The 15,287-nt window shown below is 42.0% G+C and carries 17 protein-coding genes; 3 read left to right on the forward strand and 14 right to left on the reverse strand.

Annotation, left to right across the window (positions count from 1 at the left end):
* Positions 1-160: 160 nt before the first annotated feature.
* The 9 genes from J2W55_RS10675 to J2W55_RS10715 all read right to left on the reverse strand — a co-directional run bounded on the left by J2W55_RS10675 (position 161) and on the right by J2W55_RS10715 (position 6,929).
* Positions 161-1,303: a toxic anion resistance protein gene (locus tag J2W55_RS10675; RefSeq protein WP_310095420.1), complete on the reverse strand. Its 1,143-nt coding sequence runs from the start codon at positions 1,301-1,303 to the stop codon at positions 161-163.
* A gap of 102 nt (positions 1,304-1,405) precedes the next feature.
* A complete protein-coding gene (locus J2W55_RS10680; RefSeq protein WP_310095422.1) occupies positions 1,406-2,020 on the reverse strand; it encodes a TerD family protein in 615 nt (204 codons plus the stop codon).
* Between the two features lie 6 nt (positions 2,021-2,026).
* On the reverse strand, positions 2,027-2,581 hold the full coding sequence (locus J2W55_RS10685; RefSeq protein ID WP_310095424.1) for a TerD family protein: 555 nt from the start codon (positions 2,579-2,581) through the stop codon (positions 2,027-2,029).
* Positions 2,571-3,416: a phosphoribosyltransferase family protein gene (locus J2W55_RS10690; protein ID WP_310095426.1), complete on the reverse strand. Its 846-nt coding sequence runs from the start codon at positions 3,414-3,416 to the stop codon at positions 2,571-2,573. Before J2W55_RS10690 ends, J2W55_RS10685 begins: the two co-directional genes overlap by 11 nt.
* Positions 3,416-4,108 carry an HAD family hydrolase gene (locus tag J2W55_RS10695; protein ID WP_310095429.1) on the reverse strand — a complete coding sequence of 231 codons (693 nt, stop codon included), beginning with the start codon at positions 4,106-4,108 and terminating at the stop codon, positions 3,416-3,418. Before J2W55_RS10695 ends, J2W55_RS10690 begins: the two co-directional genes overlap by 1 nt.
* 198 nt (positions 4,109-4,306) lie before the next feature.
* The gene (locus J2W55_RS10700; protein WP_310095432.1) at positions 4,307-4,972 is read right to left on the reverse strand and encodes a TerD family protein; all 666 of its coding nucleotides are present in this window, start codon (positions 4,970-4,972) and stop codon (positions 4,307-4,309) included.
* 112 nt (positions 4,973-5,084) lie between these two features.
* A complete protein-coding gene (locus tag J2W55_RS10705; protein ID WP_310095435.1) occupies positions 5,085-5,660 on the reverse strand; it encodes a TerD family protein in 576 nt (191 codons plus the stop codon).
* 275 nt (positions 5,661-5,935) lie between these two features.
* Positions 5,936-6,415, reverse strand: a complete 480-nt coding sequence (locus J2W55_RS10710; RefSeq protein ID WP_310095438.1) for a hypothetical protein — start codon at positions 6,413-6,415, stop codon at positions 5,936-5,938.
* 109 nt (positions 6,416-6,524) lie between these two features.
* The gene (locus tag J2W55_RS10715) at positions 6,525-6,929 is read right to left on the reverse strand and encodes a hypothetical protein (protein WP_310095440.1); all 405 of its coding nucleotides are present in this window, start codon (positions 6,927-6,929) and stop codon (positions 6,525-6,527) included.
* A 115-nt stretch (positions 6,930-7,044) separates the two neighbouring features.
* On the opposite strand from J2W55_RS10715, the gene J2W55_RS10720 reads away from it, so the two are divergent.
* A complete protein-coding gene (locus J2W55_RS10720) occupies positions 7,045-8,034 on the forward strand; it encodes a hypothetical protein (RefSeq protein ID WP_310095443.1) in 990 nt (329 codons plus the stop codon).
* 72 nt (positions 8,035-8,106) lie between these two features.
* Here the strand turns inward: J2W55_RS10720 and J2W55_RS10725 are convergent, their stop codons facing one another.
* Entirely contained in the window at positions 8,107-9,669 is a 1,563-nt protein-coding gene (locus tag J2W55_RS10725; protein ID WP_310095446.1) for a M20/M25/M40 family metallo-hydrolase, read from the reverse strand.
* Between the two features lie 186 nt (positions 9,670-9,855).
* Between J2W55_RS10725 and J2W55_RS10730 the strand changes: the two genes are divergently transcribed.
* Complete coding sequence (locus tag J2W55_RS10730) at positions 9,856-10,359, forward strand: DinB family protein (RefSeq protein ID WP_310095449.1); 504 nt, start codon at positions 9,856-9,858, stop codon at positions 10,357-10,359.
* Positions 10,360-10,377: 18 nt separating this feature from the next.
* On the opposite strand, the gene J2W55_RS10735 is transcribed toward J2W55_RS10730, so the two are convergent.
* The 4 genes from J2W55_RS10735 to J2W55_RS10750 form a co-directional block, all read right to left on the reverse strand.
* On the reverse strand, positions 10,378-11,781 hold the full coding sequence (locus J2W55_RS10735) for a tetratricopeptide repeat protein (RefSeq protein ID WP_310095452.1): 1,404 nt from the start codon (positions 11,779-11,781) through the stop codon (positions 10,378-10,380).
* A 104-nt stretch (positions 11,782-11,885) separates the two neighbouring features.
* Positions 11,886-12,098, reverse strand: a complete 213-nt coding sequence (locus tag J2W55_RS10740; RefSeq protein WP_310095456.1) for a hypothetical protein — start codon at positions 12,096-12,098, stop codon at positions 11,886-11,888.
* A 253-nt stretch (positions 12,099-12,351) separates the two neighbouring features.
* Positions 12,352-12,780: a CBS domain-containing protein gene (locus tag J2W55_RS10745; RefSeq protein ID WP_310095459.1), complete on the reverse strand. Its 429-nt coding sequence runs from the start codon at positions 12,778-12,780 to the stop codon at positions 12,352-12,354.
* 108 nt (positions 12,781-12,888) lie between these two features.
* Positions 12,889-13,965, reverse strand: coding sequence for a serine hydrolase domain-containing protein (locus J2W55_RS10750; protein ID WP_310095463.1), 1,077 nt, complete (start codon positions 13,963-13,965; stop codon positions 12,889-12,891).
* A gap of 263 nt (positions 13,966-14,228) precedes the next feature.
* On the opposite strand from J2W55_RS10750, the gene J2W55_RS10755 reads away from it, so the two are divergent.
* Complete coding sequence (locus J2W55_RS10755) at positions 14,229-15,275, forward strand: hypothetical protein (RefSeq protein ID WP_310095465.1); 1,047 nt, start codon at positions 14,229-14,231, stop codon at positions 15,273-15,275.
* The last annotated feature ends 12 nt before the right edge of the window (positions 15,276-15,287 follow it).

Consider the following 15,287-nt stretch of genomic DNA (forward strand, 5'->3'; position numbering starts at 1 on the left):
CAACAAGCGACCTCAAATTTTATAAGATGCAAATTTAAGAAAATATGGATGATAAAGGAATCTGCCCTTCAGGCCTGCGCCTGTGAGGAATGAAGGCTCTGTTCAAGAACTACTTAACGTTGAATAGATCCTTCGCTCCGCTCAGGACTACAAATTACGCTTACCCGTTGGTCACATTCTTTTTCAGTTCCACTTCCAGGTTCTGCAGCTCGGTGTTAAGCGTTTTCCTGTTGGCAGTACCTTCATCATGAATGCGTTTTACCTCGGTTAGGGTTTCAATAAGCGACGCGGTTGTTTTCTTCAGCGTATCTAATGACACCACGGTTTTCTCATTTTCGCGGGCCACATCAATACTGTTTTGCTTTAACAGTTCGGCATTTTTTTGCAGTATGGTATTGGTAGTGTCCGAGATCTTTTTCTGCATCTCCACGTTTTCCTTTTGCCTGTTGAGGGCAACGGCTATAGTAAGCTGGTTTTTCCAAACCGGGATGGTGGTTGATACGATAGACTGTGCCTTTTCGGCAATGGTGGTATTGTTGCTCTGCACCACGCGTATTTGCGCCAGCGACTGCAGCATAATAAAACGTACCACTTTTAAATCGGCCAGGCGCTTATCCAAACGGTTCACAAAATCGCGCATATCGGCAATTTCATAATCGTTATAAGCTGAAGGATTAGCATCCATTTGGGCAAGCTGCTCGCTCAGTTCATTATACTTTAACTGGCCCGATATAATAAGCTCTTCCATCTGGTGGATGTAGCCTACATTGCTATCGAACATGGTTTGCAGCGAGCTGTTATCTTTAAGTGAATTAACCCTGCCTGCCTTTATCTTGTTGGTAATTTTATCAATGTTGTTGATCACCGTATCATACTTTTGAAACAGCTTTTTGGCATCAAAAACCAGCTTTTTCATAAAGGGGATATGCGATATAAAGGAGGTGAACGCATTTTGGTTCAACTCATCCACATCAATATAGTTAAGCTCGGTGAGCAGTTCATTGATAAGGGAACCAACCTCGCCGGAGTTATACGTACGTACGGATGTAAGGAAAGTATTACTATACTTTTCCATAGAGTTTTGAACATCGGTACCATAGTTAAGGATTGAATTAACATCCTTAGGGTCAAGAGTTTTTGCAACCTCGCTATACTTCTTCACCTCATCGGCTGATATATTAGCAAGATCAACATTACCTTCCTTATCCACCTTAACCGGCGTGTTGGCATTGGTTGGTGTTTGATTAATATCCAAACTTACCGGTGTTATATTCAGTTCGTTGTTATTTGGTGTGCCTTCCATGACTTTATTGAGTTTTAAAGTGTTGAGTTGTAAGCAGTGGGTTGTAAGCAGTGAGCAGAAGGGGTTAATTAACGCTACTCACAACTCATCATTCACCACTCTTTATAAATAGTTTTGAGTAACTGTTTTAACAGTTTCCTCTAATTTTCTGTCGCGCGTTGGCTCGCCTATGGCGTTAAATTTCCATTCATCATTCTTTTTATAAAATACACCCATCACCATGGATACGTGGCCGGCAAAATCGCGGCTGTTTGCAATATCATAAGTGGCAAATATTTCATTTACCCGTGTTGGCGTACCTTCATAAATGCGAATGGATGCAAACGGGATAGTGCCAAAATCCTGCCCGCGGAAGCTGTTGAGCACAAATGCCACATAGTTTACGGTACTGCTAAGGCCGGCAAAATCAACCGTTATCACCTCATTGTCCAAACCGTCGTTACCGGCCATATCACCGGTTAAATCGTCGCCGCTATGCTTTACCGCGCCATCTTTTGATTTCAGGTGACCAAAGTAAACCACATCAACCAGTTGCTTATTAGCATCATATAACGCGCAGCTGGCATCCAAGTCAACCGCTTCTTTTGTGGTGCCAAAACCAAACATGCCTTTTTTTTCAATGGCGCCCCAGTTTATGCCCACGCAAATATTTTGCAGCTTATTGCCGTTGCTTTTTTCAAGACTTATGCGCTGTCCTTTTTGAAGATTGATAGCCATACTGTTTTATTGGTATTTGGTTAAATAATCCTGCAAACCGCCTTTCATACCCACGCCTACGGCTTCAAACTTCCAGTTATTGTCTTTTTTATAGATACGGCCAAATTCCACCGCTGTTTCAATAGAAAAATCTTCTTCCAGTTCATACTTTAAAATATCAGCGCCGGTACTCGAGTCAAATATCCTGATGAATGAATTGCGCACCTGGCCAAAGTTTTGTTTACGGGCTTCGGCCTCATGTATAGTTACCACAATACATATTTCTGATGCTTTTGAATCGGCAAGAGACAGGTCAACCTTTATTTGTTCGTCGTCACCATCGCCGGCGCCGGTAAGGTTATCGCCTGTATGCTCAACAGCCCCATCGGGCGATTTCAGGTTATTATAAAATACGAAATACTCGTCGGCTATTAATTTTTTATTATCGCCCAGTATAAAAACAGAAGCGTCCAGGTCAAATGCGCTGCCTGTTGATGAGCTGTTGGTATCCCATCCCAGACCTATAGTAAATTTGGGAGCATTAATGCTTTCCCGTTGGCCTTTTTGCAAGTTAATTGCCATGCTGAATTAATTTATGATTGTTTAAAAATAGGTTCTCTTTTATAAAGTTCAGGTTGCGTACATAAGCCTCAATACTATGGTAACCATTACCCAGGGCCATATCATAAAGCAAGTTTATAAAATCAATTGATTGATCTTGAATAAAAATACAAAAACTATCAAAATCGTAATTTAAAATATACTTTACTATGCGGGTATTGATACAAAAATTGCGGCTTTTAATAATACCGTCCAAATCAAAAATTGATTTTACCTGGTGGTAATTCAAATGATTTTCAATATTGGGGTGAATATTTTTATTAACAAGCTCGGCAAAGTACAGCATAAATATATCATTGGTAAGGCCATAAGCATTAACCATTTTCATGATCATGCGCTCATGGCTGCCTGTAATTTTTATATCATCCAAAAACACCAGTACTTTTCCCTGCAAAAAATCCTTATCAATATGAAAAGAATCGTTACCGATGAGGGTCATCCTTTGCTCGGCATCCAGTTCGCCATAATCTTCTTTATAGGTTATGGTGCGGTGCACCTTGGTTTCCTGCACTACGGGGTATCCGTGCCGGGCCAGCCAGCGGTTAAGCCGGGCAACAAACCAGGTTTTCATGGCAAAGGTAGCAGTTGGTATAAACGAGTACGGGCTTGATATCACTACAATTTGCCTTTCAACCGGCTCCAGGGCCAAATGCCTGTCAATAAACCCATCTGCCAGTTGGGTGCCAAAATCCTTTGCAACAGCATCGTCGCCAAACTTAAAGCGGCTGTAATCATCAGGGTTAAACCCAAATTCCTGTGCATGCTGTATATGATGTAATGAATAGGTAGTGTTCATTAACTTATTAAGCTTAAAATGGATTTGTTGTTTGAATTGATAAGCAAACTTTTTATGCCTGCTGCGGTTGCGCCTTCAATATCAGCCTTAGGGTTGTCGCCTATGTGAATGATGTTGTTTAAAGTTATCTCTTTTTCTTTATTGATCTGTTTAATATTCCGGAGCATCAGGCTAAACAAAGCAGGGTTTGGTTTTGACATTCCCACCTCGTCTGAGTACAGCTGAAAATCAAAGTATTGATCCATCTTTAATTCCGCTAGTATCTTTTTTAATGTTACTCCTTTAATAAAGCCGGTATTGCTTAATAAACTAAACGTACTACCGCCTTTTTGTTTTAGATGATCCAACACCTTAATTGTTACAGGCGCGTACACTACTGGCAGGTAGTTAAATACAAGCGCCTCCATATCGGCATACAACTTTTTGGTGTCAATTTCATTCAGGTTCAGTTGGTTATCATTTATCAGGCTGATCACCATCAGGTGCATTTCGTCCGAGTCGATATTTTTCCCGGTACTCTCATTAACCGCGTTACACATAAGGTCAACCATCCTGAAAGCTTTTGCTACCTCATCGATGCTTTTACCCGCCGGGTTAAAATCGCGGTGAAATACCCGGGTACGTTCCGTTTTAAAACCCGGGTTTGATTTTATCAGTGTAAGCCAAAGATCAAAAGAATAGTGTTGGAACATGTGGTGCGGGTTATGCGGTTGGGGTTAGGGGTTCGTGTTGGGCGGTTCGGGGTTCGTGTTGCCTGGTTCGTGTTGTGCTGTTCGTGTTGCCAGGTTCGGGTTGCGCGGTTCGGGGCTTAAACGGTATACTTATGTTTCCATGGCAACAATGCGTCACGAACCCCGAACCGCGCAACACGCAACCCGAACCCGGCATAATTAATACTGTTTAAGCAGCTCTAAAAAATTATCGGTATTATGGGGCTCGCCAATGGCACGGAACTTCCAGGTATCATCTTTCCGGTAGACCTCTGCAAATGTCATGGAACACATGCCATTATAGGTTGAATCGCCAGAGAGGCTGAACTTTGCTATTTCTTTACCATGATTGTCTATCGCGCGGATGAACGCGTTTTGGACCATGCCAAAATGCTGGTTGTTTTTGCGCCCCTGGTAAATGGTTACGATAAACAGTATGCGATCGAACCTGGAGTCGAGCGAATCGAGTTTTACGATAATCTGTTCGTCATCACCCTCACCCGCACCGGTGCGGTTATCGCCGGTAAGCCATATATGGCCCGACGGATGCTTCATAGAATTAAAGTAGATCACGTCGCCCTCATATAAGTTTACCTTATTGCCGTTAGGTTTTTGAAAGGTGCGCCCCCTGTCGGCCACACGACCGTTTTTGTCGAGCAGGAAGGCTATGGCATCCAGGTCATATTCGGCCTCTTCGCCGCCGCCAAATAGTTTACCTAAAAAACCACCGCCGCTCTGTTTTACATCCCAGCCTAAACCGATGGTTACTGACGACAGGTCAAAACTTTCGCCTTTATCATTTTTCCGCAGGTCAATAGTTTGACCTTTTACTAAATTTATTGCCATTGTTATATTGTTTAATCCGGGCTCACCTAAATCCTTTCCAAAGCAGATAGCTTAAAAAAAGCATTTTCCTTACAACGTTCTTTGGGAGAGGATTTGGGCGGGCTTTCCGGTTTTATTTAATGATCTGACCTTTAAAATATTTACTTAAAAAGAAGGCAAGGTCTTCCTTATAACCAACACCCGATGCCTCAAACTTCCAGGCGCCGTTACGGCGGTACAACCTGCCAAACTCAATAGCGGTTTCAATAGAGAAATCTTCGCCAAGTTCATATTTGCAAACCTCGCTGCCTGTAAGCTCATCAATAATGCGGATATAGGAATCGCGCACCTGGCCAAAGTTTTGCCTGCGGGGCTGCGCCTCGTGTATGGTTACCACAAATAATATTTCCTGTATTTTAGGGTCAACTTTGGTAAGATCGATATTGATGGATTCATCATCGCCTCCATCACTGTTGCCGCCCGAAGGATCATCGCCGGTGTGGTGAACAGCAGAATCAGGGGAATCAACATTGTTATAAAAAACGAAGAACTCGTCTTCGGGTACAAAACGGTTGGCATCTATCATAATTGCCGATACGTCCAGGTCAAAATCATAACCTGTGCCTTCGTTTGGGTTCCAACCCAAACCAACTGTCATTTTTGACAGTCCAATATCTATTTTTTGTCCTTTTTGAAGATTAATTGCCATAGTACAAATGTTTATATAAAGACATGTAAACCGCTATAATGTTACGGAAACACATGTGTATTTTGGCTCAGTTAAAGCCCGAAATATTAAACTAAGATATATGTTTTTTGATTGCTATATATGAAATAAAAATGAAGAGAAAAACCGCGCTGATCTCCCGCGATAAGGGAGACTTTGATTGTTGTTAAAACCTTCCTTTCAGGCTACCGTGTGTTCACAAGGATAAAGAAAGTAATAAAACACTGACTGACCGTGGTGGAGAAGAGGAAAAATAATTAAAGTTGCATCATTGTTTCCAGCATTGCGCCAAAGGCAAGAATAGATTTAACCAGGGTTTTGCCATTTACAATCTGTTTGTAATTGCTAACTTTTCTCAACGAATTGACCCACGCGTCATTTAAAAGCTGGGTAATATATGCTTTAGGAAAATCATCTGTATTCCCAATTTGGAAATACCTGTACCGCTTACCATTACCTGTCAACAATTTTTCGGGATCGGCAAGCGTGGCTCCGTCATAAAACCCAAAATATATGTTGCTATTTGCTTTATCTATCGAGATGGCACAGGATGCATGGCCCACCTTTTCCGTAGGCGACCATCCCAAAATAATGTTGTCAGGATTATCAAATATTAGCTCATTAGCCTGCGGATATTGACCCCACACAAAGTCGCGCAGCCACAGCGCTTTGTCCTGAACTTCGTCAGGAAATGAGGAAAGAAGTTTTAAAAGGGTTGTCCGCTCTTCTTTTGACATGCTTTATAGGTTTGCCATGTACCTAAAGATAGACATCCCGACCCCTAAACAAAATAAACTTTACTTAAAGTTAAGAAAATGTGAAAAAAGTGTGAAAAAAAGAAACTTTTTAAGATTTAATGCGCTCATAATAATACTCCGGGCCATCTGCGGCGAGTGGCGTTTGCCCAAAAAACGTTAGTTTATTTTGATCCATCCTGAAAAATATTTTGTCGGAAGCGGTATCATTGTCATAAATTATCCGGTTCACCGGTTGTGGGCCCAGGGTATCTTTAACAACAACGTAAGTGCCGCTTTTTTTCAGTGTATCTTTCGCAAACCGTTTGTAGGTATTATCCGCAAAAATTATAATATTGCCATTACCTGGTTTTTTTGCATTGGTATCAGTTGCAGCCAAACAGTAACAGGCGGTACCACGATATTCCCAGCTTCCCTTTAAACCAGCCTTATTTGCTGCATCTTTTTTACAGCCGATAAACGCGGCCAGTAAGGTTATCAGTAATAGTTTTTTCATAATTTAAGGTTTGATAAAAAGAATTACGGTTTATAATTATAAAACGCTACAATATTCTTTCGCAATGTGCTTTCAAATGACTATTATAGCACCACCTGATTACTTTACCACTATAATGAAACGAAACCCTTTGTTAACAAAGCTGCCTGCTTTTTTATTGGTCATTTTTTTACAAAGCTGCGAACCTACTGTACCCGGCAGCTGGAAAAATGAAAACATTGATAAAAGCAACCGAGAAAAATTCCACAAACTTAACGACGAGCTGTTTAAACTACTGAAAGTTAATAATGAAAAACAGCTGGAGAACATCATGTCGAAAGACTTTATTGAAAACAACTATAAAAGCCGCTTGATAGAACTGGTTAGTAACCGGGTAAAGACCGCCGATTACAACCTGCTTGATGAATATTACGCAGTGAACCGTTACAGAGATATTGACACGATAAAAACGGGGACCACCGGCATTAACAGCTACACGTTAACCTACCTTGGTGCTACCCACGAAATGTATATGGCGTTTTTTATTCCGCGGAATATTACGAACAAATACATGATAACCGCCATTTATTGCAAGTATGATTATGGCTGGAAACTTACCCAGCTGGAGTTGAACCAATATACCATAAATGGCAAAACAGCGCCTGAACTTTATCAGCAAGCTAAAGAAAGCTATAATAAAAACTATTTGATAGATGCCTTAAATATTTCGGCATCAGCTTTCAGTTGTACCCGCCCAAGTGGCATTTGGAAATATGATCATGAAGATGAGTTTACCAGCTTTTATAATATGCTGTTGAAGAAATCAGGTGAGCAGTACAAGTTTCCGGTAACTATTAAACAGGTCAACACTCAACCACGCATCTTCAGGATATTTAACCAAACAACCCCCGACGGTGATTTCCCGATGATCTACTACCTGTCGTCCATAAAGTTAAAGGATACCTCCGCTATCAGGCGTGAAAACGAGAACATTAAAAAGGTAATAGGACAAACCTTACCGGGCATTGATAAGGATAAAAAATATGTATTATACTCCGCGTTTAACGAATTACCCAGCGGCATAAAAACTGTTGAACATGTTGACATGAGCACCAGGCTGAAATAATTCATTATAAATAACAAAAAGCTCCTGCAGGTTTATCTACAGGAGCTTTAATAATCCTAAGGCATTGGATGTTTATAATCCATCAAATGCAAATGGCTCCTTAACCAGTGGTTTTCTGGGCAGCGGAGCAGGTCTTACACTTGTTTGATATACAAATGAGGCTACAATAATAGCCGCTTGTTTCAAGTCGTCAATTTGCAGATGGTCATAGCTATCCATGTTGCTATGGTGTGTCCTTGTCTCATAATCTAACGGATCCTGTATAAACTGAAAGCCCGGGATACCTGCCCAGTCAAACGCCAGATGGTCTGTTGAACCAGTGTTTTTTGTAGTAACCGTAGCGGCACCCAGATCATGGAACGGTGTGAACCATTGTTCAAATATGGGTTTCATGGCTTCGTTGTTTTGCGTAAATATCCCTCTGATCTTACCCGATCCATTATCGAGGTTAAAATAAGCTGATACCTTTGCTTGCTCCGGCTTTAGGGTATATTTTTCGGCATCCATAAAATGGTTCTTCGCATAGTTATAGGAACCTAAAACCCCCTGCTCTTCGCCGCTCCATAAAGCAATGCGTATAGTGCGTTTAGGTTTTAAATTCAATGAATCAAGTAGTCGTACAACTTCCAGCATTACAATGCAGCCGGCACCATTATCGGTTGCACCGGTTGCTGCCGACCATGAATCAAGGTGGCCGCCAAGCATTACCAACTGTGATTTTAATTTAGGGTCGGTTCCTGGTATTTCGGCAACAACATTATAACCTTTTGTATCGGCAGTTGAAAGTTTGCCATTGATATTCAACGCTATCTCAACCGGATGACCGGATTGTATCAGTCTTTTAATTTTTTGGCCATCTTCCAGCGCCATGCTTACAGTAGGCAAGCTTTCCGGATTGGTTAGTTTATATCCGGCAAGCGACTGCACAAAAACAGTCCCGTCAATATTTTTACTGCCGGCGCTAATGATGGCAATGGCTCCTGATTTTTTAAAAAGTACATTGATCTTGTTCAGGGTTTTATATACACCCGCATATTGCACTATCTGGTCATGCGTAACCATGTAAGTGTCTTTCATGTCAGCCAGCTCGGCATCAGTAAGGCGTGTTGCCGATGGCTTAAAATTATCGGCAGTATTTATTGGGGCCCCTGTTATTAAAATAAATTTTCCTTTAAAATCATCCAGGTGCTGGCTTATGTAGGTGGTATCCCTCGCCTGCGTGGGCGTAAGTAAGGTAATCTGCCCCTGTTGCAATCCATTGGTGTTGGCGGTCCATGGATCAGGATAGGCCATAATTGGTTGTGCGTAGGGCACTTTCATCATGATGCTAAAGTCCTGTATCTCCCAGTTTTTACCAAACTGTCCCCATGGCTCCAGGGCGGCATTGGCAAGCCCCCATTTTTTCATGGTTGCAACAGCCCAATCGGCCGCTCTTTTAAACCCGGGCGAATTGGTAAGCCTTGGTCCGGATACGTCGGTAATATAATGCGCGATATTAGGAATTTGTGAGGTTTTCATCTCCGCGTTCCTGATCTTGTTGAACACAGCGGTATCAACAAGTTCCTGCTGTGCCAACAAGCTTTTACTGCTTAACATGCACGCTGCAAATAATAACTTCAGGTTGAGGTATTTCATAATAGTTCGGGTTAATGCAACAAACATTAAAGCTAAACGATTGTCGGTATAATTACAAGTAATGTTTTCAGGAATGCCCCGAGGGAAAGTTGTTACGGGTATCCTTCTTTTGACAGATTAATAATGCGGTTGATAAAACACCATCCTGTATATCTTTGCCATTATAAACCGCTATGATCATTAACTATGACAACTGACATCAGCACGGCACTAAACAACGTTAAGCAGGAGTTACAACAAACCATTTGGGGATTTACACAGGAGCAATTTAATCTTGTACCATTTGTGGGTAGCTGGACTGCCGGCCAGGTGGCCGAGCATATTATCAGATTTTCATCGGGCGGAGCCCCGATTTTAAACGCGCCGGGCACCGTTTCAGAACGCGACCCTGCTGAAAAGATCGAACAGCTGCGCGACCTCTTTTTGAACTTTAATATCAAAATGATCGCCCCTGCTTTTATAGAACCCTCGGGTGGCCCGCATCAAAAAAATACGGTTATAAGTTCACTGGAGAACTGCTTTAGCCCAATGATAGAACTCTCAAAAAGCCAGGACCTGACCTTGATTTACCCGGATTTTGATTTACCCCAATTCGGGACCCTAACCCGTTTGGAATGGGCGTATTTTATGCTTTTTCACACGCAAAGACATATACGGCAATTAAATAACATTAAGGAAAATTTAAAATAACGTATTAACCCGCGCTGCCTAAGTGTTTTTATTTTGAATTTTAGGTTGTGTTTTTCGCGTTTTGGTATGGTGTGCCGGTGCAGCATGGGCCAGCCTCTCGCGCATCCAATGGGTAAGCCGGTGATGAAAGGGTACTAATACGGACGCAAGTCCAACCAATATGATCAGCTCAAGTACAGGCAAATGATTACTGATGCGCTGCACAAAAGGGTGAATGAACAGGGTAATAAATTCAAATACCAGCAACAATGACAGCACACTCATAAATTCCACCACTTTTCGGTGAGTCCGGCTTCTGCTTAAAAGCAAAACTACCAGGAAAAAAAAAGGTATAAATATGGCTATAGCGATAAGTTGCAGGTCAACAATTCGTTTTTCTTCCTCCCTGTGTTTTTCTTCTGCTATCTCTTCCTGGCGGGCTGCCTCATTAAAACTCAGCGTTTGTATCTGTTTAATTTTTTCGGCATTAAACATGCTGTCTTTTGCCGCCAGGGCTGTTTTTAAATAAAGTAGTTCCAAATGCTCGCTTTTACCACGGTACATATCAGTAAGCAGGTTGCTTGCATGATATATACCCTCAGGGTACATGGCTTCCTTCGCCGCGTTCATGGCCCGGGTTGCATAATAAATGCTCGAATCTGCCGCTCCTGTTTGTTTGTACAGCTGGGCCATGCTGTTATAGTTATCAGCCAAACTGCTTTGATCATTATTTTTTATGGCATAACCTACACTTATCCTGTAATAATCAAGGGCCAACGCACTGTGCCCCATTTTGTAATTAATATCTCCAAGAATTGATAAAGTGTTGGGCAGCGTAGCCATATCCTTAACGTTTTGCTGAATGGCATAGGCCTGCATTTCGTAGCTTAAGGCCGAGTCTACCTTGTTAAGCTTAATATAACAATTCCCGATGTTTGACAGGATGATGCCCAGGCGCCGTTTTTCATGTAATTCTTCTGCAACGGCTTTTGCTTTAAAATGGTAAGACAGGGCCTTAACATTATCCTGCTGATCTGAGTAAACAATACCAATATCGCTTAAGCTTTTCAGGATACCGAGCCGGTCATTAATTTCTTCCCTAAGTTTTAATGAATTAATTAAGAATAATAAAGCGCGGTCATATTTCCCGTTCTTCCATAAAACCACACCAAGCCGGTTCATACAATCTGCTTCGCCTTTTTTGAAAGAAAATTTCCGGGCCAGATCCATACCCTGCTGGGCATATATAAGCGCGCTGTCTGGTCTGCTGGCTTGTACTTGAAGACTTAACTTTCTTAACAATTCAACTCCTGCCGTATCATTTTGGTGCTTCGCCACCAGTAATCTTAAACTGTCTGTTTTGTTTTTTTGTGCATAGGCAAGCGCTGCCACACTTATTAAAAGGCATACACAAGCCATTCCTTTTATCATGTGGTTTTGCATATGATCTACAGATAAATTTTATTATCTTCCATTACCTACATGTTAAAAAGGCGAGAAAAAATTTCTTACAAAAAGAAATTTAATGCTTTTGAGTGATAATGTATTTAGCTATCCTCCGACTGGCTTGCTTCATTAGATGTTGACGGATCGGTAGAGTCTCCTGAAAGACCTAAGTTTTGCTGCATGGCGTTTACTTCATTGGCTGCAAATCTGCCCATAGAGGTGTTTTTGTCGAATGCTCCCATGGAGGTGTTTTTATCAAACACTCCCATCGAGGTGTTTTTATCAAACGCATTCATAGATGTGTCCTTCTTCATTGCCTTATGTTTAAATCAATTAAATTTAATCAATCAAATATACCAGGGCTTAGGTTCCGTCACCTAAATATACACATATATATAACTGATAGGCAATAATTTATGGATTCTTTTAAAATTGTGCAATTTAAGCGCACAATTGCACACAATTAAGGCAAATACCGCACACAATCTTTCCATTATAGTGATTTAGGCAACCACTATGCATGAAGCTGCCCGGCATTCAAGCCCCCCTTATGCAATGGCGCAGGGCTTACGAAGTAATGTAGCTTTTTAATTGTTCAATGGTTTCCAGCTGCGCAAGTATTGTTTCGGTAACCAGGTCATTAATGGATATGATACCGCACAGATCATCATTAATAAATACTGGCAGATAGCGAATATTGCTTTCGCTCATGATGTGCATACAGGTTTCAATTGTGTTTTCGGGAATTATGCGCGGCAGGCCGGTACTCATGATTTCCCTTACCGGCGTTTCATGAGATGATTTGCCTTTAAGGATCACTTTGCGGGCGTAGTCTCTTTCGGTGAGCAGACCAACGTATTCTGAATCTTCCAGAACAACCACCGAGCCGATATTTTTATCGGCCATTAATCTTAAGGCGTCTAATACAGATGTACAGGCATCAATTGTGACCACACCGCCACCCTTGCGCGCAAGAATGTTTGAAACTTTTATCATGATACACAGGTTAAATTGGAAGTTTTGGCTATAATCAAATATAACAAAACAGAATTGAAAAACCAACTATACCCAACTATAAATAATGGCGAGAAATTGTCTTGAGTTTTAAGGTGTGAGTTCCTTCAGGTGAAATGCTGTTTTGATGGTTTGCTTGATAACATCGAAGCCGTTATTTCCGTTGGTGAACAGGATCATGCCGCGCCCTGACAGCGGAAGCAATAAGACAAGCGTCTTTACGCCATCGTCCGAACCAGTATGCATCAGCAGGTATTCTCCGTTCTCCAGCGGTGTGATCACTTCCCAGCCCAATCCCATGCTTTCTTTGGGGCCAGCGTTGCCCTGCATTTTCACCTGCGGAGTAACCATTTCTGTGAATAAGCGGGTAGATAGCGCTTTTTGGTTCAAAACAGCCAACGCGAATTTCGAATAATCGCCTATGGTGGTAACTAACCAGTCTGCTGATACGATGCTTGTGTTTTTTGTCATTTTAATTAGCTCTCCATTCTTGTCATGCGGTTCGGCAAAAAGGGCGGTGTCAAGTTTATCGTTCCAGCCATATCGTGTATGGCTCATGCCCAACGGTTTAAAAAGTACCGAATCTGCGAGTTGCTGCAGGGTCCGGTGGAATTTGTTTTCGAGGGCGTGGCGCAGGTACTCAAAGCCTTCGCCCGAGTAGCCGTACCGTGTGCCGGGGTCAAAAAGGAAAGCCAGCTTTTTGGCCGGATTTTGCGAGCGCCAGTTAGGGAAACCTGTTTGGTGGCTCAGCACAATGCGGGTGGTTATTTTTTTATATCGCGGATCGGTCCGGATATCAGGATCTATCCAGTAGCGGTCCAAAGGTTCGTTCAGATCCCAGTCGCCTGCATCTGCAAGTTTTAAAACGGTGAGTGCGGTAACCGGTTTGGTTAGCGACGCGACATTGAAGAAGGTGTTGAGTGGAGCAGACCGCCCGTTATCAAGCTTACCGAAGATCTTTAATTCCTTTATTTTTCCGCCTTCAATTACGCTGGCGGCCAGGACCGGTATTTTACTCTTACTCATCCACGAGGGGATACTGTCAAGGCAATTGGCCGGAATAGGAAGCCGCCCAACTGTTTGCCCGTAGCCAACATTAACAAAAGTTGACAGTAGCAAGCCAAATATGGCCCCGGCCAGATAATATCTGATTTGTGTTATTCTCATGGTTAATTAAGAAGACGCCTTACATCGCGCGTTCGTTACATCCGGTTTTTGTTTTAAACGTCGCGTAGTGGTACAGAGAAACCCAATTGGCGTACCCCGTAACGGGGCCCATAGCTTTTACGTTTGCTTGACACGGAATATGCCGCTTAAAAAGAGAATAATATCTAATATTGCCGCGCAGTTGTTAACAGTATTTTAACATGATTCTGTTAATGCAGTTTGATTTAATTCACTTAATACCGGTCAAAATAATCCGCATCAAATTGAATACTTTTTTATCCTTCCATGCGGTTTTAAGAAATACCGCCCGTTATATAAAACTTATACCCGCCTTAAGTATATTTTGCTGCTTTGTTTTGCCCGGCAGATCAATAGCCGGTGCCGTTACTTTAAAACGCCAGCATGTAATTGCAGCTGACACCCTGGCCGACTCCATCCTGTATAAAAAACGAAACATTAATAACGTTTTTGATGACATTTATAAGCAAAACCTGCGCGTATCTGAAGGTGGCAACGATTATTTTACTAAAATAAAGACCCAGCTAACGGCAGATCTGGCGCCTAATTTTGTATTGTTCAGTACGCCTAAATCTCGTTTTTTCGCAGTGTTTACACCGCGTGTTAAATTACGTTTACTGGCATCAAGGGGAGCGCCCGTAAAATCGCCAAGTTTTATGCCCGGAGCGACCGTATTTTTCAGGGTTAATGAGGATACCTATAAGCCAAAGTTCTTTTCGTTTGGTTATTCGCACCATTCTAATGGTGTAAGGGGGCCGTCGTTAAACGCCGATGGTAGCTTTAACCGCGACAGTGGAAAGTTTACCACCAATTTTTACACCTTAACTTATTATACGGGCAAACGCACAGATAAGGATGGGCTGATTATTAACCGGTACGACAACCTGGCGCTTGAAGTACATGCAGGTTTATTTGGTCTGGGTGTGTCAGAAGGGTTAAAAGACCATTATGGTTTTATCAGGATAAACGGCAGCCGCATGTATAACCTGGCCAAAGCTTATGATGACCCTTTGGAGAAAGGTAAAAAGACCTATAAAAACTGGCAGCGTATCCGGTTTGATTTTGCCTACATTGCCGATAAGTACGATAATTACTCGGCGGTTGATTTTAAAAAGCGCCTTAATGTAAGCCTTAAATATTATTACCAGTTCCCGTTTATGCAAAGCGCGGCCCTGATGGTTGGCGGAGGCTATCGCGGGCAGGATGATTATAACCAGTTTTTTGAGGACAGTTATGGTTATATTACTATAGGCGTAGCCTCAGATCTGTCTTTTAATTTTGGCAAACATTAAACCCAAAATGAG

Origin of the sequence: Mucilaginibacter pocheonensis (assembly GCF_031456535.1) — a bacterium.
Lineage (GTDB): Bacteria > Bacteroidota > Bacteroidia > Sphingobacteriales > Sphingobacteriaceae > Mucilaginibacter > Mucilaginibacter pocheonensis.